Origin of the sequence: Chitinilyticum litopenaei DSM 21440 (genome assembly GCF_000428145.1) — a bacterium.
Lineage (GTDB): Bacteria > Pseudomonadota > Gammaproteobacteria > Burkholderiales > Chitinibacteraceae > Chitinilyticum > Chitinilyticum litopenaei.
Genome location: NZ_ATZJ01000026.1, coordinates 1 through 20,129, shown reverse-complemented (window position 1 = coordinate 20,129; position 20,129 = coordinate 1). Strand labels below are relative to the sequence as shown.

General features: G+C 62.8%; 17 protein-coding genes, 4 tRNA genes and 1 other RNA gene. 13 read left to right on the top strand and 9 right to left on the bottom strand.

Annotated elements, in window-relative coordinates; all coding sequences use genetic code 11:
- Window positions 1-11: 11 nt before the first annotated feature.
- The 5 genes from hrpA to C515_RS0111075 all read left to right on the top strand — a co-directional run bounded on the left by hrpA (window position 12) and on the right by C515_RS0111075 (window position 6,108).
- Window positions 12-3,899, top strand: coding sequence for an ATP-dependent RNA helicase HrpA (hrpA, locus tag C515_RS0111095; protein ID WP_028455595.1), 3,888 nt, complete (start codon window positions 12-14; stop codon window positions 3,897-3,899).
- Window positions 3,900-4,059: 160 nt separating this feature from the next.
- Window positions 4,060-4,689, top strand: a complete 630-nt coding sequence (locus C515_RS0111090) for an inner membrane-spanning protein YciB (RefSeq protein WP_028455594.1) — start codon at window positions 4,060-4,062, stop codon at window positions 4,687-4,689.
- A gap of 15 nt (window positions 4,690-4,704) precedes the next feature.
- Window positions 4,705-5,007: a YciI family protein gene (locus tag C515_RS0111085; RefSeq protein ID WP_028455593.1), complete on the top strand. Its 303-nt coding sequence runs from the start codon at window positions 4,705-4,707 to the stop codon at window positions 5,005-5,007.
- A gap of 1 nt (window position 5,008) precedes the next feature.
- The gene (locus C515_RS0111080) at window positions 5,009-5,269 is read left to right on the top strand and encodes a BolA family protein (protein WP_028455592.1); all 261 of its coding nucleotides are present in this window, start codon (window positions 5,009-5,011) and stop codon (window positions 5,267-5,269) included.
- A 41-nt stretch (window positions 5,270-5,310) separates the two neighbouring features.
- Complete coding sequence (locus tag C515_RS0111075) at window positions 5,311-6,108, top strand: peptidylprolyl isomerase (protein WP_028455591.1); 798 nt, start codon at window positions 5,311-5,313, stop codon at window positions 6,106-6,108.
- Between the two features lie 223 nt (window positions 6,109-6,331).
- On the opposite strand, the gene ffs is transcribed toward C515_RS0111075, so the two are convergent.
- The 7 genes from ffs to C515_RS20670 form a co-directional block, all read right to left on the bottom strand.
- Window positions 6,332-6,429: signal recognition particle sRNA small type (gene ffs / locus C515_RS23105), an RNA gene on the bottom strand.
- A gap of 84 nt (window positions 6,430-6,513) precedes the next feature.
- Complete coding sequence (locus C515_RS20675; RefSeq protein WP_043649176.1) at window positions 6,514-7,455, bottom strand: asparaginase; 942 nt, start codon at window positions 7,453-7,455, stop codon at window positions 6,514-6,516.
- Between the two features lie 83 nt (window positions 7,456-7,538).
- Window positions 7,539-7,614: transfer RNA gene (locus C515_RS0111065), tRNA-Glu, on the bottom strand.
- A gap of 26 nt (window positions 7,615-7,640) precedes the next feature.
- Window positions 7,641-7,716, bottom strand: a tRNA-Ala gene (locus tag C515_RS0111060).
- Between the two features lie 55 nt (window positions 7,717-7,771).
- Window positions 7,772-7,847 (bottom strand) — tRNA-Glu (locus C515_RS0111055).
- 51 nt (window positions 7,848-7,898) lie between these two features.
- Window positions 7,899-7,974, bottom strand: a tRNA-Ala gene (locus C515_RS0111050).
- A gap of 73 nt (window positions 7,975-8,047) precedes the next feature.
- Window positions 8,048-8,851 (bottom strand): outer membrane protein assembly factor BamD, encoded by an 804-nt coding sequence (locus C515_RS20670; RefSeq protein WP_081686902.1) that lies wholly within the window; start codon window positions 8,849-8,851, stop codon window positions 8,048-8,050.
- Here C515_RS20670 and rluD point away from each other — a divergent pair.
- The 6 genes from rluD (at window position 8,850) to btsR (ending at window position 16,220) form a co-directional block, all read left to right on the top strand.
- Window positions 8,850-9,905, top strand: a complete 1,056-nt coding sequence (rluD, locus tag C515_RS0111040; RefSeq protein WP_028455590.1) for a 23S rRNA pseudouridine(1911/1915/1917) synthase RluD — start codon at window positions 8,850-8,852, stop codon at window positions 9,903-9,905. The two genes, C515_RS20670 and rluD, sit on opposite strands and share 2 nt — an antisense overlap.
- On the top strand, window positions 9,892-10,635 hold the full coding sequence (gene pgeF, locus C515_RS0111035; protein WP_028455589.1) for a peptidoglycan editing factor PgeF: 744 nt from the start codon (window positions 9,892-9,894) through the stop codon (window positions 10,633-10,635). Before rluD ends, pgeF begins: the two co-directional genes overlap by 14 nt.
- A 186-nt stretch (window positions 10,636-10,821) precedes the next feature.
- Window positions 10,822-12,519 (top strand): DUF2971 domain-containing protein, encoded by a 1,698-nt coding sequence (locus tag C515_RS0111025; protein WP_158380812.1) that lies wholly within the window; start codon window positions 10,822-10,824, stop codon window positions 12,517-12,519.
- 95 nt (window positions 12,520-12,614) lie between these two features.
- On the top strand, window positions 12,615-13,583 hold the full coding sequence (locus C515_RS0111020; RefSeq protein WP_028455586.1) for a ZIP family metal transporter: 969 nt from the start codon (window positions 12,615-12,617) through the stop codon (window positions 13,581-13,583).
- Between the two features lie 221 nt (window positions 13,584-13,804).
- Window positions 13,805-15,520 carry a sensor histidine kinase gene (locus tag C515_RS0111015; protein ID WP_144290431.1) on the top strand — a complete coding sequence of 572 codons (1,716 nt, stop codon included), beginning with the start codon at window positions 13,805-13,807 and terminating at the stop codon, window positions 15,518-15,520.
- The gene (gene btsR, locus C515_RS0111010) at window positions 15,501-16,220 is read left to right on the top strand and encodes a two-component system response regulator BtsR (protein ID WP_028455584.1); all 720 of its coding nucleotides are present in this window, start codon (window positions 15,501-15,503) and stop codon (window positions 16,218-16,220) included. The genes C515_RS0111015 and btsR overlap by 20 nt, the downstream gene beginning before the upstream one ends.
- A 122-nt stretch (window positions 16,221-16,342) precedes the next feature.
- Here btsR and C515_RS0111005 read toward each other — a convergent pair whose 3' ends face one another.
- Window positions 16,343-16,831: a DUF2059 domain-containing protein gene (locus C515_RS0111005; protein ID WP_028455583.1), complete on the bottom strand. Its 489-nt coding sequence runs from the start codon at window positions 16,829-16,831 to the stop codon at window positions 16,343-16,345.
- A 202-nt stretch (window positions 16,832-17,033) separates the two neighbouring features.
- Here C515_RS0111005 and C515_RS0111000 point away from each other — a divergent pair, with 202 nt between their 5' ends.
- A complete protein-coding gene (locus tag C515_RS0111000) occupies window positions 17,034-19,100 on the top strand; it encodes a carbon starvation CstA family protein (protein WP_028455582.1) in 2,067 nt (688 codons plus the stop codon).
- Window positions 19,093-19,473, top strand: coding sequence for a YbdD/YjiX family protein (locus tag C515_RS24870; protein WP_028455581.1), 381 nt, complete (start codon window positions 19,093-19,095; stop codon window positions 19,471-19,473). The genes C515_RS0111000 and C515_RS24870 overlap by 8 nt, the downstream gene beginning before the upstream one ends.
- Before the next feature lie 184 nt (window positions 19,474-19,657).
- Here the strand turns inward: C515_RS24870 and tnpA are convergent, their stop codons facing one another.
- Window positions 19,658-20,089 carry an IS200/IS605 family transposase gene (gene tnpA / locus C515_RS0110990; RefSeq protein WP_028455501.1) on the bottom strand — a complete coding sequence of 144 codons (432 nt, stop codon included), beginning with the start codon at window positions 20,087-20,089 and terminating at the stop codon, window positions 19,658-19,660.
- Window positions 20,090-20,129 lie beyond the last annotated feature (40 nt).

Here is a 20,129-nt window from a genome sequence, read left to right as displayed (position 1 = left end):
AGCCCCGCCCGATGTCCCGAATCCCCGCCGCACTGCAACAGCAACTGAAAGACTGCCAGAGCCAGGACCGCCAGCCCTTGCAGCGCTTGGCGCGCAACCTTGCCGAGCGCATCGCCCGCAAGCAGCCGGCCGACCGCCTGCAAGCCCAGCTCGACGAGCAGCTTGCCCAGTCACTGGCGAAAACCCGCCGGCGCCGCGAGCAACTGCCGCGTCCCCAGTTTGACGACGCCCTGCCGGTCAACCAGAAGAAGGATGATCTGCTGGCCGCGATTGCCGCCAACCAGGTGGTCATTGTCTGCGGGGAAACCGGCTCGGGGAAAACCACCCAGCTGCCCAAACTCTGCCTCGAACTCGGTCGTGGCGTACACGGCCTGATCGGTCATACGCAGCCAAGGCGGCTGGCTGCGCGCTCGGTCGCGCAACGCATCGCCGAAGAACTGCACAGCGAACCCGGACAGCTGGTCGGCTACAAGGTGCGCTTCACCGACCGCACCGGCCCCAACAGCTACATCAAGCTGATGACCGACGGCATCCTGCTCGCCGAAACGCTGTCGGACAAATTTCTCGCCGCCTATGACACGCTGATCGTCGACGAGGCGCACGAACGCAGCCTGAACATCGACTTCCTGCTGGGCTACCTCAAGCAGTTGCTGCCGCGCCGACCGGACCTCAAGGTCATCATCACCTCGGCGACCATTGATGCGGAGCGTTTCAGCAAACACTTCGGTGGCGCGCCGGTCATCGAAGTATCGGGACGCACCTACCCGGTGGAAGTGCGCTACGCGCCACTGCAGGCCCGCGACGAGGATGACGCCGAAATCGAAATGGAAGAAGCGGTGGTCAACGCCGTCGAAAACCTGTGGGCGCGAGACGGCAATGGCGATGTGCTGGTCTTCCTGCCCGGCGAGCGCGAGATCCGCGAAACCGCCGAAGAGCTCAGAAAGGCCAAGCTGCGCGACGCCGAAATTCTGCCGCTGTTTGCCCGGCTGTCCAATGAAGACCAGCAGCGCATCTTCCGCCGCAGCAACGGCCGGCGCATCGTGCTGGCGACCAATGTCGCCGAAACCTCGCTGACCGTCCCCGGCATCCGCTACGTGATCGATACCGGCCTGGCGCGCGTGAACCGCTACAGCCCGCGCGCCAAGGTCGAGCAGCTGCAGGTCGAGAAAATCAGCCAGGCCTCGGCCAACCAGCGCGCGGGCCGCTGCGGCCGCGTGGCGTCGGGCATTTGCGTGCGCCTGTATGGCGAAGACGACTTCAAGGCACGCGCCGCGTTTACCGATCCGGAAATCGTGCGCTCCAGCCTGGCGGCGGTCATCCTGCGCATGGCGGCGCTGAAGCTCGGCCGCGTCGACGACTTTCCCTTCCTCGAAGCGCCTTCGGGCCGCCTGATTGCCGACGGGTATGCCCAGCTGCGCGAACTGGGCGCTGTCGATGAGAGCGATACCCTGACGCACACTGGCGAGCAGCTGGCGCGCCTGCCGGTCGACCCGCGCCTTGGGCGCATGCTGCTGGCAGGCCAGGAGCAGCACTGCCTGGCCGAAATCCTCATCATTGCCAGCGGCCTTTCGGTGCAGGACCCGCGCGAGCGCCCCTTCGACGCCCGCGAGGCGGCCGATCGCGCCCAGCAGAAATTCCGCGACGAGAAATCCGATTTCCTCGCCTATCTGCACTTGTGGCAATGGTTTGAGAAGGAAAGCAGCGAGAAGGCCTCGAACCGCCAGCTGGTGCAGCGCTGCCACGAACACTTCCTCTCCTGGCTGCGCCTACGGGAATGGCGCGACCTGCATCGCCAACTCGCGGACATCGTCGATGACATCGGCTGGCAACTGAACCAGAAGCCCGGCACCTATGAACAGGTGCACAAGGCGCTGTTGACCGGGCTGTTGGGCCAGCTGGGCATGAAATCGACCGAGTCGGACGAATACCTCGGCGCGCGCGGCATCAAGTTCCACATTTTCCCCGGCACCGGCCTGAAAAAGGCCAGACCGAAATGGGTGGTGGCCGGTGAACTGGTCGAAACCAGCAAGCTGTTTGCCCGCACCGTTGCCGCCATCGAGCCGGAATGGGTGGAAACCCTCGCGCCGCATCTGGTCAAGCGCCAGTATTTCGACCCGCACTGGGAAAAGGACCAGGCCCAGGTGGTCGCCAGCGAGCGCGTCACGCTGTATGGCCTGCCCATCGTCAACCGGCGCCGCGTGCATTACGGCAGCATCGATCCGGCCGCGGCGCGCGAATGCTTCATCCGCGAAGGGCTGGTGCAATTCAATCTGAAAACCCAGGGCAAGTTCAATGACCACAATCTGGCCCTGCTGCTGGACGTCGAAGAACTGGAGCACAAGGCTCGCCGGCAGGATGTGCTGGTCGACGAAGAAGCACTGTTCCGCTTTTTCGATGCACGCATTCCCGCCGACATCGTCAATGGCGCCGGCTTCGAAGCCTGGCGGCGCGAGGCGGAAAAGACCACGCCGAAACTGCTGTTTCTGACGCGCGACGACCTGATGCTGCACAGCGCGCAGACGGTCACCGAGGAGCAATATCCGGAAATCTTCAAGCTCGCCGACGCGAAACTGAAGCTGGCCTACCGCTTCGAACCCGGCCATGCGCTGGATGGCGTGACGCTCACGCTACCGCTGCACCTCTTGAACCGCGTCAATCACGCGACCTTCGACTGGCTGGTGCCCGGCATGCTGCGCGAAAAAATCACCCTGCTGATCAAGGCGCTGCCCAAGCCGCTGCGCCGTCAGTGCGTGCCGGTGCCCGAATTCGCCACGCGCATGCTGGGCGAACTGGAACAGGCCAGCCGCGAAGAGCCCTTGCTGCCGCAGCTCGCGCAGGCCGTTACGCGCGGCATCGGCCAGCCAGTCTCGGCCGACGACTTTGCCGGCGCCGAGCTGCCCGCGCACCTGCGCATGAATTTCCGCATCATTGATGATGCGGGTCAGGAGCTGGCGCAAGGCCGCGATCTGATCGCACTGCGCGCCCAGCTGGGCGAAGCCGCGCAGCTGACCTTCCGCGACGCCGGTGACGACACGACGGGCATCGAGAAAACCGGCATCGTAAAATGGGATTTCGGCGACCTGCCCGCCAAACTGAACTTCCGGCGCAACGGCCGCAACATGACGGGCTTCCCGGCACTGGTGCCCGCAGACGAAGTACTGGCCATCCAGCTCTTTGACACCGAACACGCCGCACTCGCCGCCCATCGCGCCGGCGTAGTGAAACTGCTGCAGCTGGAATTGAAGGAGCACCTGAAACAGCTGCCGAAAAGCCTGCCGAACTTCAGCCAGCATGCCATCGCGTTGCGCGCCCTGGGCAATGCCGACCAGCTGCTGGACGACCTGCTGGCCTGCATCTGCAATCGGGCCTTCCTCGGCGAGGACGAGCCGCCGCGCCGCAAGAAGGATTTCGACGAACAGAAAAACCGCGCCAAGGTGCGGCTGCCCTCGGTGCGCGACGCGGCACTCGCCACGCTCGCCGCGGTCGCCAGTGAATTCATGCCGGTCTCCGGCCTGATTGCCAAATCAGGGGTATTAAGCCACGAGCTAAAGCAGCAAATGACTGCAACCATATACCCTGGCTTTATGCAGCAAACCCCCTGGGAGCAGCTGCCACGCCTGCCACTGTATCTGCAGGCGATGCGCATCCGTCTGGAAAAGCGGGTCGCCAACCCGGCGCGCGATGCCCAGCGCGGCGCCGAAGTCGCCGCCCTGTGGCAACGCTGGGAAGACGAGCTCGCCAAATGGCAGCGCGAAGGGCGCGACACAGCGCCACTGCTGCCGTTCCGCTGGATGCTGGAGGAGCTGCGCATCTCGCTGTTTGCCCAGGAACTGCGCACCCCCTACCCGGTCTCAGTGAAGCGCCTGAACAAGGTCTGGGATGAGCTCACGCGCCGCTAAGCCGGCAAGCCGCCTCGCCCGTCACGGCAGGGGGCCGGTGTGTGATGCCGGCAACAGGCAGCCTCCCGGCCGGGCGATCTGGTGCAGATTACCGCCCGGCACGGCTTGCCGGCTTGACACTACAGCCGCATAATCAGCGCTCATTCTTCAGGCGGACCCGATGAAGTTTCTGTTTGAACTCTTTCCGATCTTGCTGTTCTTTGGCGCCTATACGGTCACCAAGGACATGTATATCGCCACGGGCACGGCCATCGTCGCCACCCTGGCCCAGGTTGCCTACAGCTGGCTGCGCCACCGCAAGGTGGAAACCATGCTGTGGATCAACCTTGCCCTGATCAGCGTGCTCGGTGGTGCCACCATCCTGCTGCACAACAGCACTTTCATTTACTGGAAACCGACCGCGCTGTACGCGCTGTTCTGTGCCGTACTGCTGGGCGCCTGGTATCTGAAGGGCCTCAACCTGATCCGCAAGATGATGGGCGCCCAGCTCAGCATTCCCGACGCGATCTGGCTGCGTCTGCTGTGGGCCTGGGCACTGTTTTTTGCCGGCATGGCGGTGCTCAACCTGCTGGTGGCCTTCCATCTTCCCGCCGCATTCTGGCAAAGCTTCGAGACATTCAGCAGCTGCGCTCCCGCTGCCTGTGATCAGTTGCGCGAAGCGCTGTGGGTCAAATTCAAGGTGTTCGGCACGCTGGGCCTGACCATCCTGTTCGTGATCGCCCAGAGCATCTATCTGGCCCGCCACATTACCGAAACCGACGAGGCACTGGCGCAGGCCAAGGCCGACTGACATCCCGGATCATCCATGCCCCTTTACAGCATCATCGGCACCGACGTGGCCAACTCGCTGGCCCAGCGCCAGGCCAGCCGTCCGGCACACCTCGCGCGCCTGCAGGCCCTGCAAGATGCCGGCCGCCTCGTGCTGGCCGGCCCCTTCCCCGCCATCGACAGCAGCGACCCCGGCCCGGCCGGCTTTTCCGGCAGCCTGATCGTCGCCGAATTCGCCTCGCTTGCCGAAGCGCAGGCCTGGGCCGCTGCCGACCCCTACCGCAGCTGCGGCGTCTACGCCGACGTGATCGTCAAGCCGTTCAAGCAGGTTTTCCCCTGACATGACGCTGGAAGACGAAATCCGTACCCGCCTGGCGCCGCTGGCAGCCCAGGAGCTGCTGATCGAGGACGACAGCGCTGCCCACGCCGGCCATGCCGGCAATGGCGGCGGCGGTCATTTCAATCTGCTGCTGGTGTCGTCGGCCTTTGCTGGCCAGCGCCTGCTGGACCGGCACCGCATGGTCAAGGATCTCCTCAAGGATCTGATGCCGCACCGCATTCACGCACTCAGCATCCGGGCGCTGACCCCGGACGAGTTCTAACCCACCCAGGCCCTGCCTGAGCGCAATACAAAGGAAACTGCATGTTTACGCAAAAACGTATTTCCCTCGCCCTTGCTGGCGGCCTGCTGGCCCTGAGCACCACCGGCTTTGCCGCCGTCGCCACCGTCAATGGCGTGGCCATTCCGGACAGCCGCATGAATGCGGTCATCAAGCAACTGACCCAGCGCGGCCAAAAGGACAGCCCGGAACTGCGCACACGCATCAAGGAAAAGCTGATCCAGGAAGAAATTCTGGCGCAGGAAGCGCAAAAGCGCGGCATCGACAAGAGCGCCGACTACCTGAGCGGCATGGAACTGGCCAAGCAGCAACTGCTGGTCGGCGCACTGATCAACGATTACATGAGCAAGGCTCAGGTGAGCGATGCCGACGTGAAGGCCGAATACGACAAGATGAAGGCCAGCGCCAGCGGCAAGGTATTCAAGGCCCGCCACATTCTGGTGAAGGATGAAGCCGAAGCCAACGCGATCCTGGCCGAGCTGAAAAAGGGCAAGAAGTTCGAAGATCTGGCCAAGAGCAAGTCCATCGACAAGACCAGCGCGACTCAGGGCGGCGAGCTGAACGGCCCGCAGGGCGACTGGGTCAACCCGCAGCTGTTCGTGAAGGAATTCGCCGACGCCCTGGCCGCCATGGGCAAGGGCCAGATCAGCAAGGCGCCGGTCAAGTCGCAGTTTGGCTTCCACATCATCAAGGTTGATGACGTGCGCGAAAACAAGGCGCCGGAATTCAAGGACGTGAAGGACCAGATCAAGCAGCAAATGCAGCAGCAAGCCGTGCAAAAGCAGATCGACGAGCTGAGCAAGAAAGCCAAGGTTGAATAAACCGGCCCAGGCCAGCCTAAACCCCGCCCCGGCGGGGTTTTTCTTTGTGCGTCAGCAGCGGCGTGCAAAAAAAACCGCCGCGTAAAGACGCGGCGGAAATTACCACTGGAGATACACGAAGCATCAGCTTGCGTAACGTATTCTGCGCGGATTGCCCGCAAGCGTCCTTGACCGCGCTCAACAATGCGCAGCGGGTGGAACAATCAGCATGAAATATGGGGAAGGTGGCGAGCCCGACCCCCGGCACTGGCATCAAAAGCTGTGGCTGCTTCCTTCCGGACCTGACCAGGTTCACCTTCTAGCCATGCGGGGAGACCCGCCGTCGAAGCCGCTGCGCAAGGCAACGTCAATGAGAACGGGACTATACCACGACCACGCCCCGGAAGGAATGCCCGCAGCCGCAGATCAGCCTGTCTGCCAGAGCTGCCGCAGCTCGGCAGCATCACGACTGGTGGACAGCAGCACATGCAGCTGGGCCAGGCAGGCCGGCGCCCCCAGCCGTCCCGCCGGCAACGCGCCAAGCTCTGCCAGCAGGCTACCCGCCTGGTAACGCCCCAGCTGTACTTCGCCGGACAGGCACTGGCTGCAGGCCACCAGAGGAATGCCCCCCGCCAGTTCACGCAACACCACCGCCAGCGCCGGATCGTCGGGCAGGTTGCCAGTGCCATAACATTCCAGCAGCAGGGCATCCGGCGGATCATGGCGCAGCGCCGCAGCGAGCCAGGCGGCCGAGCCGGGATACAGGCGCACAGCCAGCACCCGCAAGGTCGGATCCAGCGCCCTCACACGCAGGGGCGCAGGGTGCGGCATCACCTCCGCCAGCGGAGACACCGGGGCATTAGGGGCAGCAAAGGCGTCATCGGCATCGGCCGCCACCTTGTGCACATGACGCCCCGGCAGCAGCTTGCCACCAAAGGCCAGCCAGACGCCCGCCTGCCCCGCCAGCGCACTTTCCAGCGCCAAACGGACATTCGCCGGTGCATCACTGCCCTCTTGCCCCCATGGACGCTGCGAACCGGTCAGCACCACCGGCCGCGCCAGGCCATCCAGCAGGAAACTGAGGGCCGCCGCCGTATAGGCCATCGTATCAGTGCCGTGCAGCACGAGCACCGCATCATGCTCAGCCAGCGCGGTAGCCACGCGACAGGCAATTGCATGCCAGTCGGCCGGCAGCATGCAGGAGGAGTCGAGCAGCTCGGGCAAGGCAGCAAAACTCAGCGCACAACCAAGCGCCCCGGCCTCGGTGGCAAGGCGCTCGGCCATGCCATCCGGAGCGGGGCGCAAGCCGTCGGCCCCAGGAACGCAACCGATGGTGCCACCGGTATAAAGACAGAAGACCCGCTGCATGCCCCATCCTTTTTGCCAGGCTGAAAATGAAAAAGCCGGCTTGCGCCGGCTTCTCATTGTACTGCAGTTCACATCAGTTATCGTGGCGTCCCCACGGGGATTCGAACCCCGGTTATCGCCGTGAAAGGGCGGTGTCCTAGGCCTCTAGACGATGGGGACATACAGAAACTGCCTGTGTGTCAAAGTGGTGGAGGTAAACGGGATCGAACCGATGACCTCTTGCATGCCATGCAAGCGCTCTCCCAACTGAGCTATACCCCCACGATTGTTCTGGCCTGTCCTGCGTCTTGCGTCTTGCTGCGACGCCGGACTAATTTGGCGTCCCCACGGGGATTCGAACCCCGGTTATCGCCGTGAAAGGGCGGTGTCCTAGGCCTCTAGACGATGGGGACAAAACTGTGCTGCCAACAATCAAAAGCAACGCAATCTGTGTAATTTGGTCTTGGTGGAGGTAAACGGGATCGAACCGATGACCTCTTGCATGCCATGCAAGCGCTCTCCCAACTGAGCTATACCCCCGACAAGAGCTGCGCATGATAGAGGGTGATTAAACCCCTGTCAAGCACGCGCCCTCATTTTTTTCACCGGATCATCAAACCGGCTTCCACCAGTCCGGATCGTAGGTGAAGTCATCCTTGTCCGCCGTGCTTTGCGGGAAGTTCTGCTTCAGTACGCGCAGCGCATCATCACGCAGGGTGGCCATGCCAAGCCTGTCATAGGACTGCACCATCATGCCCAGCGCCATTTCGACCTGCTTGGTGTTGGGGAAATTGCTGACCACGGCGGCGCTGCGGTTGGCGGCAGCCAGATAGGCACCACGCTTGAAGTAGTAGCGCGCCACGTGCAGCTCATACTTGGCCAGCACGCCGATCAGGTAGCGCATGCGGATTTCGCCGTCACTGGCGTACTTGCTTTCCGGATAACGCGTCAGCAGCTCGCGGAAGGCGGCATAGGACTCGCGCGCGGCCTGCGGATCGCGCTGCGACATGTCCTGCGGTACGGCCATCGACAGGAACCCCTGGCGGTCATTGAAATTCACCAGGCCCTTCAGATAGAGCGCGTAATCCATGCTCGGGTGCGCCGGATTTTGCTTGATGAAGCGGTCGATGGCGGCCAGCGCCAGCACCGGGTCTTCATCCTTGTAGTGGTTGAAGGCCATTTCCAGCTGGGCCTGCTGGGCGTAGCGGCCATAGGGATAGCGGGCCTCGAGCTTTTCCAGCAGCTTGTTCGATTCGACCCAGTTCCGCGCGGCCTGCTCGGACTTGGCTTCATTGAAAATCTTGTCGGCCGTCCAGCCACGGGTCTTGTCTTCCTCCTGCACGGGGGTCGACGAGCAGGCGGTGATCAGCGCAAGGGCACAAGCGGACAGCAGGAAACGCGGTAGAATGGTTCTCATGATGCATCCTGATTACGAACTCGACGATTATAGCGAGATAGTTGACCGCCGTGTCCTTGCTGTTCCGGCCGACTGCGCCGGCATGCGGCTGGACGCCGCGCTGGCGCAACTGCTCCCCGATTTTTCCCGCAGCCGGCTTGCCCAGTGGATCAAGGACGGTCAGGTCACGGTCGACGGCCAGACCGTCACCACCCCGAAGCACAAACTCTGGGGCGGCGAGGCGCTCAGCGTGGACGCCCGCCCCGATCCCGACGAAATTGCCTTCCAGCCGGAAGACATCCCGCTCGACGTCCTGTATGCGGACAGCGCCATCCTGATCATCAACAAGCCCGCCGGCCTCGTCGTGCACCCCGGCAGCGGCAACTGGTCGGGCACCCTGCTCAATGCCCTGCTGTTTCACTATCCCGAACTCAAAAGCGTGCCGCGCGCCGGCATCGTGCACCGGCTCGACAAGGACACCAGCGGCCTGATGGTGGTGGCGCGCACGCTGGCCGCGCAAAACCATCTGGTCCAGCAACTGCAGGCCCGCACCGTCAAGCGGCACTATCTGGCCGTCGCGCAGGGGGCGATTGCCAGCGACGGCACCGTCGATGCCCCGATCGGCCGCCACCTGCGCGACCGCGTGAAAATGGCGGTGGTGCACGGCGGCAAACCCGCCGTCACGCATTACCGCGTCCTGGAGCGCTTCAGTGCGCACACGCTGGTCGAATGCCAGCTGGAGACCGGGCGCACCCACCAGATTCGCGTGCACATGGCCCACATCGGTCATCCACTGGCCGCCGACTCGACCTACAACGCCCGGCCGGTCAAGGTTTCTCCCGAGGTGGAACTGGCGCTGGACGACTTCCAGCGCCAGGCGCTGCACGCCAGAAAGCTGGCGCTCGTGCACCCGGAAAGCGGCAAGACCATGCAGTGGAAAGCGCCCATCCCGCAGGATTTTGAAAACCTGCTCGCCGCGCTGCGCTTTGACGCCCATCCCGATGACGAAGGCGACGACGACTGGGACGACGAAGACGACGATCATGACTGCGAAATCATCTATGTCCGTGACTGAAGCCGGCCTGCTCGTTCCCGACTGGCCCGCGCCCGCCTGCGTGCGCGCGCTGCAGACCACGCGACTGGGCGGCATCAGCCCGCCGCCCTACGCCAGCCTCAACCTGGGTACGCATGTCGGTGACGCAGCGGCCCACGTCGCCGCCAACCGCGCCCTGCTGGCCCGCCACCTGCCAAGCGAGCCGGCCTGGCTGAATCAGGTGCATGGCACGGCAGTCATGAATATTGCGGGTATGCAGCCACAGCCCAATGCTGACGCAAGCTTCAGCCGCATCCCCAATACTGTATGCGCCATCATGACGGCCGATTGCCTGCCGGTGCTGTTCTGCGACCGCGCCGGTACGGTGGTCGCCGGCGCGCATGCCGGCTGGCGCGGCCTGTGCAATGGCGTTCTGGAAGCCACCGTCGCCGCAATGCAGACCGCAGCGGGCGACATCCTCGCCTGGCTCGGGCCCGCCATCGGGCCGGATGCCTTTGAAGTCGGCAGCGAGGTACGCGATGCCTTCATGGCGCATGACGCCAACGCCGCCGCCGCCTTCCGGCCGGCAGCCACGCCAGGCAAATGGCTGGCCGACATCTACCTGCTTGCGCGCCAGCGCCTGAATGCCGCCGGCATCCGTGCCATTTACGGCGGCGGCCTGTGCACGGTCAGCGACAGCGAACGCTTCTTCTCCTACCGTCGCGACCAGCAAACCGGCAGGATGGCCAGTCTGATCTGGCTCGCGGACTGAGCACAGCACAACAAGCCACGACGGGTATGTAGCTACAACCCTTTGAAGTGAATGGCTGCGTGGCAATACCCATCAGGCAGGCACACCAACAAGCACCCACCCCGCACATGACTGACACTGTGTTTGCGCGAGACCAGCGCACTCCGTATGCTTGCCGGCATTGCGAATTCACACGGCACGGCCAGCATGAACGATACAGCACAGCCAACCCCATCCCCGCACGAACAGGCGGAAGCCCTTTTCCAGCAGGCACTGGCTCTTGACCACGACGGTGCCAGTCCAACCGATCTTGCCGAAGCAGCAAAACTGTATGAGCAGGCTGCGGAGCTGGGGCATCCTGCCGCAATGTTCAATCTGGCGCTGATGCATCAATCCGGCCAACTTGGTAAACCCAATTACCGAAAAGCCGAAGAATTTTACAAACAGGCGATCAAGCAAGGCCATGCAGCCTCTATGTTCAACTTGGCCTCGCTATATCATGACGGCCGACTTGGCGAACCGGATTACATACAAGCTGCAAAACTGTATGAATTAGCAATTGAACAAAACCTGCCTGAAGCGATGGTTGGTATTGCTTTTATGTACATTCGCGGTGAACTTGGGAAACCAGACTACCCCAAAGCAGAAGAACGACTCTTACAAGCTATCGACCTTGGTAACACCCTAGCCATGCTGAACTTGGCCCTGCTCTACAAGAGTGGTGCACTGGGTGACAAGCGTTTGGACAAGGCACAATACTGGTTTGCCAAAGCACATGAAGCTGGAGACCCGCATGCGCATCTGTACTTTTCCAACCAACTCATTTCGGACACAGGCAACCAGCTGCAACAGGCCGGCGTTACCCAGGAACTATGCAGCGAACTTCAAGACGCACTCGACAAACTGGAATTTGTTTTTTTTACCATCCGCGAAGAACATCGAGTCAAGAAAGCAATTCCACTGTCGCACTTCACGCGCTGGGAAGCCATAGAAAGCATCCTGAGCGTCGACCCAAACGGACAGCCTAAGCCTGGCGGCAACTGCTTGCGCCAGTACCATGTCGATTACATGAACGACCCCACCGAAGGGCGTCGACTGCTTGAAGTCAAACCCAAGGCGGTTGCATTAGAGGAAGAGCATCAAACAGCAAAAACCAGCGCAAAACTGAAAACACTAATCGACCGCCACTATCATTCGCAATTCGACTATTGCCCTGACAGTATCAGCATCCTGCCTTCCGTTTTCGTCACGTCGCTCACCAAAGAATCGGACCGGCTGGACCTGTGGCGCGCTTACGGCCGTGACGGCGACGGATTTTGCCTAACCTTCACACCAAACATGAGTGAGCAGGATGCTTTACGCACGATGCTAAGCCGAGCCAATCACGAAGCCTTTTTGTCGCAAAGCACAAACGGCGATACACAATCCAGAACACCCAGCGAGCCAGCCCATGATCAGCCACCACCGCTGTATGAAATCCGCTATGGCGACAAGGAAATCGCTGCAACACTGAAACGGCTCGCAGCGCCCATCGAACGCGTCGAGCAACTGCGAGACCAACTCGACAACCAGGCGCTGAAAAACCGCGTGTCGTCGTGCATGGCGGCGATCCTGCTGGAGCTGCTCTACCTGTACAAGGACGAGCAGTATTCGACCGAGAAGGAAGTGCGCGCGCTGCGGGTGCTGCACATTGGCGACCCGCGCATCAAGGCCGACGAGCGCCACCCCGGCTGCCTGTATTGCGAAACGCCGCCGTTCTTGTTCAGTAGCGGCAAGACCGAAGTCATCGTCGGCCCCAAGGTTGCACAGCCGATGGCGGCGCTGTGGAATATCCGCTGGCGGCTGAACAAGCTGGGCTACGCCCGACAGGCCAGCGTGCGGCGCTCCGGAGTAAGCTACCGCTAGCCACGCGGCCACCCAGCCTGAAACACCGTCAAACGCCACCAAGTTGCATTTTGCGGTAAACTTCGCCCCTCCCCGTCGCTGACCATCAAATTGCCATGTCAACCTTAAGCTGGATCGTCTTCGTCACCCTCGCCGGCAGCCTGCTGAGCGTGGTCACCGCCGCGCTGCTGGCCTACTCGGCACGGCCGAGCTGGATTCCGAAGCTGGTCAGCTTTGCCGTCGGCGCGCTGCTGGCCGCGGCCTTCCTGGAAATCCTGCCGCACGCCTTTGGCGAGCACGACCATGCCGAAGCGTCGGCAGCGCATGCAACACTGGCACCGGCTTCGGCGCCCGCCGCGGCCCATGACAACCATGAGCACGAGCACGACGGGCATGAGCACGAGCACGCGGCAGAAACACCCGCCGCAGCGCCAGTCGCCGAGCACGCGCCGCACTCAGGCGAAGCCGCCAGCGAACGCCCCTCGGCCGCCGCGATTTCGATGACGCTGCTGGCCGGCATCCTGGCGTTTTTCATCCTGGAAAAGCTGGTGATCTGGCGGCATTGCCACCACGAGCAATGCGAGGAGCTCGAGCCACACGAACACAGCCACGGTCATGGCCACGACCATGGGCACGGCCGCGCCGGGGTGATGATCATCGTCGGCGATACCTTCCACAACTTCCTCGACGGCGCGCTGATCGCCGCCGCTTTCATGACCGACACCTCGGTCGGCATTGCCACGGCGGCGGCCATCATCGCGCACGAAATCCCGCAGGAAGTCGGCGATTTCATCGTGCTGCTGCACTCGGGTTACAGCAAGGCGCGCGCGCTGCTGTTCAACCTGCTGTCCTCACTGGCCGCACTGGCCGGCGCCCTGCTGGCCTGGTGGTCGCTGCACTTTGTCGAACACCTGCAGCCCTATCTGCTGGCCATCGGCGCCGCGAGCATGATCTACGTCGCCATCGCCGACCTGATCCCCGGCCTGCACAAGCGTCCGCAGCTGCGTGACACCGCCCAGCAGGTGCTGCTGATTCTGGCCGGCGTCGCACTGATCGCCCTGCCGCACTTTCTGCTGCCACACTGATACCGCCAGACCCATAGCTACATAACCAATTGCAAGCATGGGCTTGCTCGACACACCCAAGCCTAAACGGGCACACACCCGTGCAAACGCAAGGCTTTGGTGGCGCCGGCCAGGCGGATAGGGACAAACCTGCATGGCCGTCGCCTGCCGCCTGCGGTATACCTGCTGCGACCGCGCCGGCACCATCCGGCCGCGCGGAATGGCCGGGAGAGGAGCGCATCGTGTCCGAGCAAATTCTGCTGGTAAGCCAGCTGCTGCAGCAAACCTGCGTGTTCCTGGTCATTGCCTGGCTGCTGTCCAAGACACCGCTGTTCACGCCGCTGATGCAGGTGACCATCCGCCTGCCGCACAAGCTGACCTGCTATGTGGCCTTTTCGGCCTTCTGCATTCTCGGCACCTATCTGGGCCTGAAGGTCGGCGAATCGATTGCCAATATCCGCGCGATTGGCGCCGTGCTCGGCGGCCTCTTGGGCGGGCCATCGGTCGGGCTGGCCGTCGGCCTCACCGGCGGCCTGCATCGCTACAGCCTGGGCGGCCCCACCGACCTGGCCTGCATGATTTCGACCATTGCCGAGGGACTCTTGGGCGGGCTGATCCACCGCGCGCTGATCCGCCGCGGCCGTGTCGACCTGCTGTTCCAGCCGCTGCTGGTCGGCGTGGTGGCGCTGGCGGCGGAAATCCTGCAGATGCTGATCATCCTGGCCGTCACCCGGCCGTATGCCACCGCCTTCGCCGTGGTGGACAGCGTGGCGCTGCCGATGCTCACCGCCAACAGCATTGGCGCGGCGATGTTCATGCGCCTGCTGCTCGACCGCCGCGCCATGCTGGAAAAATACTCGAACGCCTTTTCGGCGCACGCGCTGCGCATTGCCGCGCGCACCGAAGGCCTGCTGCGCGCCGGTTTCAACGAGGCCAATTCGCTGAAGGTGGCACGCATCATTTACGAGGAAACCGGCGTCGGCGCGGTGGCGATCACCGACCGAGACAAGCTTCTGGCCTTTACCGGCACCGGCGCCGACCACCATCTGCCGGGCACGCTGATTGCCTCGCCGCACACGCTGGAGGCCATTCGCGACAATCGCGTTGTCCATGCCGACGGCAACGAGGTGGCCTATACCTGCTCGATCCATCCCGAATGCCGGCTGGGCTCGACGCTGGTGATTCCGCTGCAGGATGCCGACGACCAGGTGATCGGCACGATCAAGCTCTACGAACCCAAGGGACGGCTTTTTGCGCGGCTGAACCGCACGCTGGGCGAAGGCATCGCCAGGCTGCTGTCGCGCCAGATCCTCACCGGGCGCATCGACGCACAGCGCGCGCTGCTGGCGCAAAGCGAGATCAAGCTGCTGCATGCGCAGGTCAACCCGCATTTCCTCTTTAACGCGCTCAACACCATCAACGCCGTGATCCGCCTCGACCCCGACCGCGCGCGCGGGCTGGTGCAGCACCTGTCGACCTTTTTCCGCAAGAACCTCAAGCGCCCCGAGGAAACGGTGACGCTGGCCGACGAAATCGACCATGTGAACGCCTATCTGCAAATCGAGCTGGCGCGCTTTGGCGAGCGCCTCAAGGTCGACATCGACCTGCCCTACATCTACGCCCAGGTACGCCTGCCGGCCTTTTCGCTGCAGCCGCTGGTGGAAAACGCCATCAAGCACGGCACGGCGCACCTCTTGGGCACCGGCCACATCCGCCTGTTTGCCGAGCCGGGCAAGCAGGCGGATACGCTGCTCGTGCATGTCGAGGACAATGCCGGCCTGTTCACCGCGCGCCAGGCGAGCGACGGCATGGGCATGGGGCTGGTCGACAAGCGCCTGAAGGCGCGCTTCGGCCCCGGGTTCGGCCTGCTCGTCGCCAGCGAAACCGAGCGCTATACCCGCATCACGCTGACCCTGCCGCTGAGCGAGGAGACCGCCCATGCAAGCCCTGCTGGTTGACGACGAACCGCTGGCGCGCGCCGAGCTGCGCGCCCTGCTGGCCGCCCACCCGGATGTCACGATTGCCGCCGAGGCCGGCAACGCCATCGAGGGCATGCAGCTGATCAACCGGCTGAACCCGGACGTGATCTTCCTCGACATCCAGATGCCGAAGATCACCGGGATCGAGCTCGTCAGCATGTTCGACCCCGAACACATGCCGCGCATCGTTTTTGTCACCGCCTTCGACGAACACGCGATCCGCGCGTTCGACGCGCACGCCTTCGATTATCTGCTCAAGCCTGTCGAGCCCGAGCGCCTGGCCCGAACGCTGGCGCGCCTGCGCCGCGCGCAGTCATCCGCGGTTCCCGACTACCGGCCGCTGATCGAATTGCAGCCCTTGCAGCAGCTGCCCTGCCACGGGCATAACCGCATCGTGCTGCTGCCGCTGGCCGACGTCGAATCGGTGACGGCCAGGCTGTCGGGGATTTACCTCGTCGACACATCCGGCAACGAGCACTTCACCGAGCTGACGCTGAAAACCCTGGAAGAGCGCACGCCGCTGTTGCGCTGCCACCGCCAGCACCTGGTCAACCCGCAGGCCATCGCCGAAATCAGGCTCGTCGACGGCGGCGGCGCCGAGCTGCTCACACGCCACGGCCGCTGCGTGCCGGTAAGCCGGCGCTTTCTCAAGCCGCTGAAGGATGCCCTTGGGGTATAGCCGGCCAACCATTCAAGCCATTTGGCTACAGGGCAATACCCGGCACATCGCCGCCACGCCTGTCGCCAACCACTCGACCAGATTCCGCAGCAAAACCCCAGGCAAGCACGGCGGCGGCGCACTTAGTCCGGTGTCGCCTCGGCCGGCGCGGCCTGTGCATCGTTCTTCTTGCGCGCTTCGCGCAGCGCCGCCATCAATTCCGGCATATGCGCGGCAACACGCTTGTTGGCAATGTCGGAGCCAGCCTTCATCAAGGCCGGCATGCGCTCGATGACCTTTTTCCCGATCGGGCTGCGATAGAAGTCGAGCACGGCATCCAGCTCGCTGGCCGTGAAATTGTCGGCATAGAGGCTGACCAGCTCCGGCTGCAGGCTGTCATAGCTCATGTGCCTGGCCAGAAACTCGCGGATCACCGGCACAAAGGGCGCCATTTCCGGATTGCTTGCCAGGCCGCTTTGCATAGAATCTTCCAGCGCGGCATCCATCAGACGGCGCATGTCGAGCATCTCGATCAGCTCGGTCGCCTTTTGCCGTGAGTCGGGCTCTGCGGCGTAAACCGGCACAGCCAGTACCGCAGCAGCCAGAAGCAGGGACAGGGTCAATTTTTTCATACACGTTACCAATAAGTAAAAATCGCGTAATTATTTCAGATTCAGACTGAACTTCCCAGCATCATCCCCGCACTGCGGCAACCGCTCGGGGCGTTTTCCGCACCGCTCGCCACGCCAGAGCGCCGCTCACCGGCATGCACCCGCGCTTGCCAAGACCAGCCGCTTAGCATTACCCCGTTATCAATCCCTAACGAGGTTTGCCATGAACCCGATCAAGCAATGGGGCGTGTGGCTGGCGGTGGCGCTGGTCGGTGCGTTCTCCTTTGCCATGCTGGCGCTGTCGCGCGGCGAGCATGTCAATGCGGTGTGGCTGGTGCTGGCGGCGGTGAGCTGCTATTCGATTGCCTACCGCTTCTATTCCAAATTCATCGCCGAAAAGGTATTCGAGCTCGACGACACCCGCGCCACGCCGGCCGTGCGCCGCAACGATGGTCTGGACTATGTGCCGACCAACAAGTGGGTGCTGTTCGGCCATCACTTCGCCGCGATTGCCGGCGCTGGCCCCTTGGTCGGCCCGATTCTGGCCGCGCAGATGGGCTTCCTGCCGGGGACGATCTGGATTCTGGTCGGCGTGATGCTGGCCGGCGCCGTGCAGGATTTCCTGATCCTGTTCATCTCCAGCCGGCGCGATGGCCGCAGCCTGGGCGAAATGGCCAAGCAGGAACTCGGGCCGGTGGCCGGCGTGATCGTCATGCTGGGCGCGCTGGGCGTGATGGTGATCATCCTGTCCGCACTCGCGCTGGTGGTCGTGAAGGCGCTGGCCGAAAGCCCGTGGGGCGTGTTCTCGATTGCCGCGACGATTCCCATTGCGCTGTTCATGGGCGTCTACATGCGCTTCATCCGCCCGGGCCGCATCGGTGAAATTTCGATTATCGGCTTCGTGCTGATGATGCTCGCCATCGTCTACGGCGAAAACATCGCCGCCAGCCCGACCTGGGGGCCCTTCTTCACCATGACCGGCCCGCAGCTGACCATCGCGCTGGTGATCTACGGTTTCATCGCGTCCGTGCTGCCCGTGTGGCTGCTGCTGGCGCCGCGCGACTATCTGTCGACCTTCCTGAAGATCGGCGTAATTGCCGGCCTGGCCGTCGGCATCGTGTTTGCCGCACCGGAAATGAAGATGCCGGCGATCACCCAGTTCATCGACGGCAGCGGCCCGGTGTTCTCGGGCTCGCTATTCCCCTTCCTCTTCATCACCATCGCCTGCGGCGCGATTTCCGGTTTCCACGCGCTGGTGTCGTCCGGCACCACGCCGAAGCTGGTCGAGAAGGAAAGCCATATGCGCGTGATCGGCTATGGCTCGATGCTGTGCGAATCGTTTGTCGCCATCATGGCGCTGATCTGTGCGTCGGTGCTTGATCCGGGCGTGTATTTCGCGATGAACGCGCCGGCCGCAGTGATCGGCAAGACGGTGGAAAGCGCCGCGCAGGTGATCAACGGCTGGGGCTTTGTCGTCACGCCGGAAATGCTCAGCCAGATGGCCAAGGACGTCGGCGAGCATTCCATCCTGTCGCGCGCCGGCGGTGCGCCGACCTTTGCCGTGGGCATGTCGCACATCATCGCCGACATCTTCAACAGCCGCGCAATGATGGGCTTCTGGTACCACTTCGCCATCCTGTTCGAAGCGCTGTTCATCCTCACCGCGGTCGATGCCGGCACGCGTGCTTGCCGCTTCATGGTGCAGGACACCGTCGGCGTGGTGATTCCGGGCGTGGCGAAAAGTCATTCCTGGACCGGCAACCTGATCGGCACCGCGGTGGCGGTCTCCGGCTGGGGCTTCTTTGTCTACCAGGGCGTCACCGACCCGCTGGGCGGCATCAACACGCTGTGGCCGCTGTTCGGTATCGGCAACCAGATGCTCGCCGCGATGGCGCTGCTGCTGGGTACCGTGGTGCTGTTCAAGATGAAGAAGGAGCGCTACGCCTGGGTGACGCTGCTGCCCACCGCCTGGTTGTTTATCACGTCGATGACAGCCGGCTGGCAGAAGATCTTCCATGACAATCCGAAAATCGGCTTCCTCGCGCAGGCCAAACGCTTCGGCAATGCGATTCAGGAGGGCACGCTGCTGGCGCCGGCCAAGAGCATCGCCGACATGGAACGCATCGTCTTCAATAACCAGATCAACGCGGTGCTGTGCGGTTTCTTCATGCTGGTGGCCGTGACCATGCTGATTGCCACCATCGTGCACATCCGGAAGGCGCTGGCCCACGCCCATCCGACCGTGCACGAAATCGGCGCCGATGCCGTTGCCGAGGGCAGCCGTGCTTGACCTGAGCTTCCTGCTCCCGGAGTCCGCCCGCAGCACGCGGGTGGCTCCGGCCAGCGACGAGGCACTGCAGGATGCGTATGACCGCTACGTGGCCGAACAGCGGGCAACGAATCCCTACGGTGTACTGATGAGTGCGGAAGATTTCCGGCGCTACAGTCTGGGCTCCGACTGGTTCAGCGATCTGAAAGACACAGCGAAAAAGGTCGTGCAGACCTGCCGCCTGATGGTGGGCATCCACGATTACGAGTACTACGTTGATCACATGCGCAGCCAGCACCCGGGCGCCACGCCGTTCACACGCGAGGAGTTTTACCGCTATTGTCTGGATGCGCGCTTTCCCGGCGCGGGCAATGTCAACAAGTGTCCGTGCTGATTTGCCAGGGCTGGAATGCCGTTCACTGCAGCCAAGCCATAGCCGCACCTGATTATTGATCCGGCCCTGTGATGTTGTAACAATCCCCCGGCAAAGCCGGGGGCTTTCGTAATGTGAGCCGCTCAAAGCGGCTAAATGGTGGCGCTAACGCGCCCCAATCAAATGCCACCCAAGGTGGCAAGCCCTATGACCACAGCTGCAACTGCTCCAGCCTCTGGTCCTCTTTTTCCTGATTCTTGATGTATTCCCGAATCATCGTCTCATCACGACCCACCGTTGAGACAAAGTAGCCTCTGGCCCAGAAATGTTGCCCGACGAAATTACGCTTGCGCTCCCCATACACCCGCGCAAGATGAATCGCACTCTTGCCCTTCATGTACCCGACTACCTGCGACACCGCGAATTTCGGTGGAATCGATAACAGCATGTGCACATGATCCGGCATCAGATGCCCTTCCAGCACCCGGCTTTCCTTCTGCTCTGCCAGCTTCCGGAAAATTTCTCCGAGATGCTGCCTGAGTTGTACGTACAGCACCTTCCTGCGGCACTTGGGAATGAAGACCACGTGGTATTTACACTCCCAGCGGCTGTGGCTTAGGCTTTCGAAGTCGTCCATCTTTGATACTCCTCTTAAGTGTGCTTGGCGGCTCACAAAG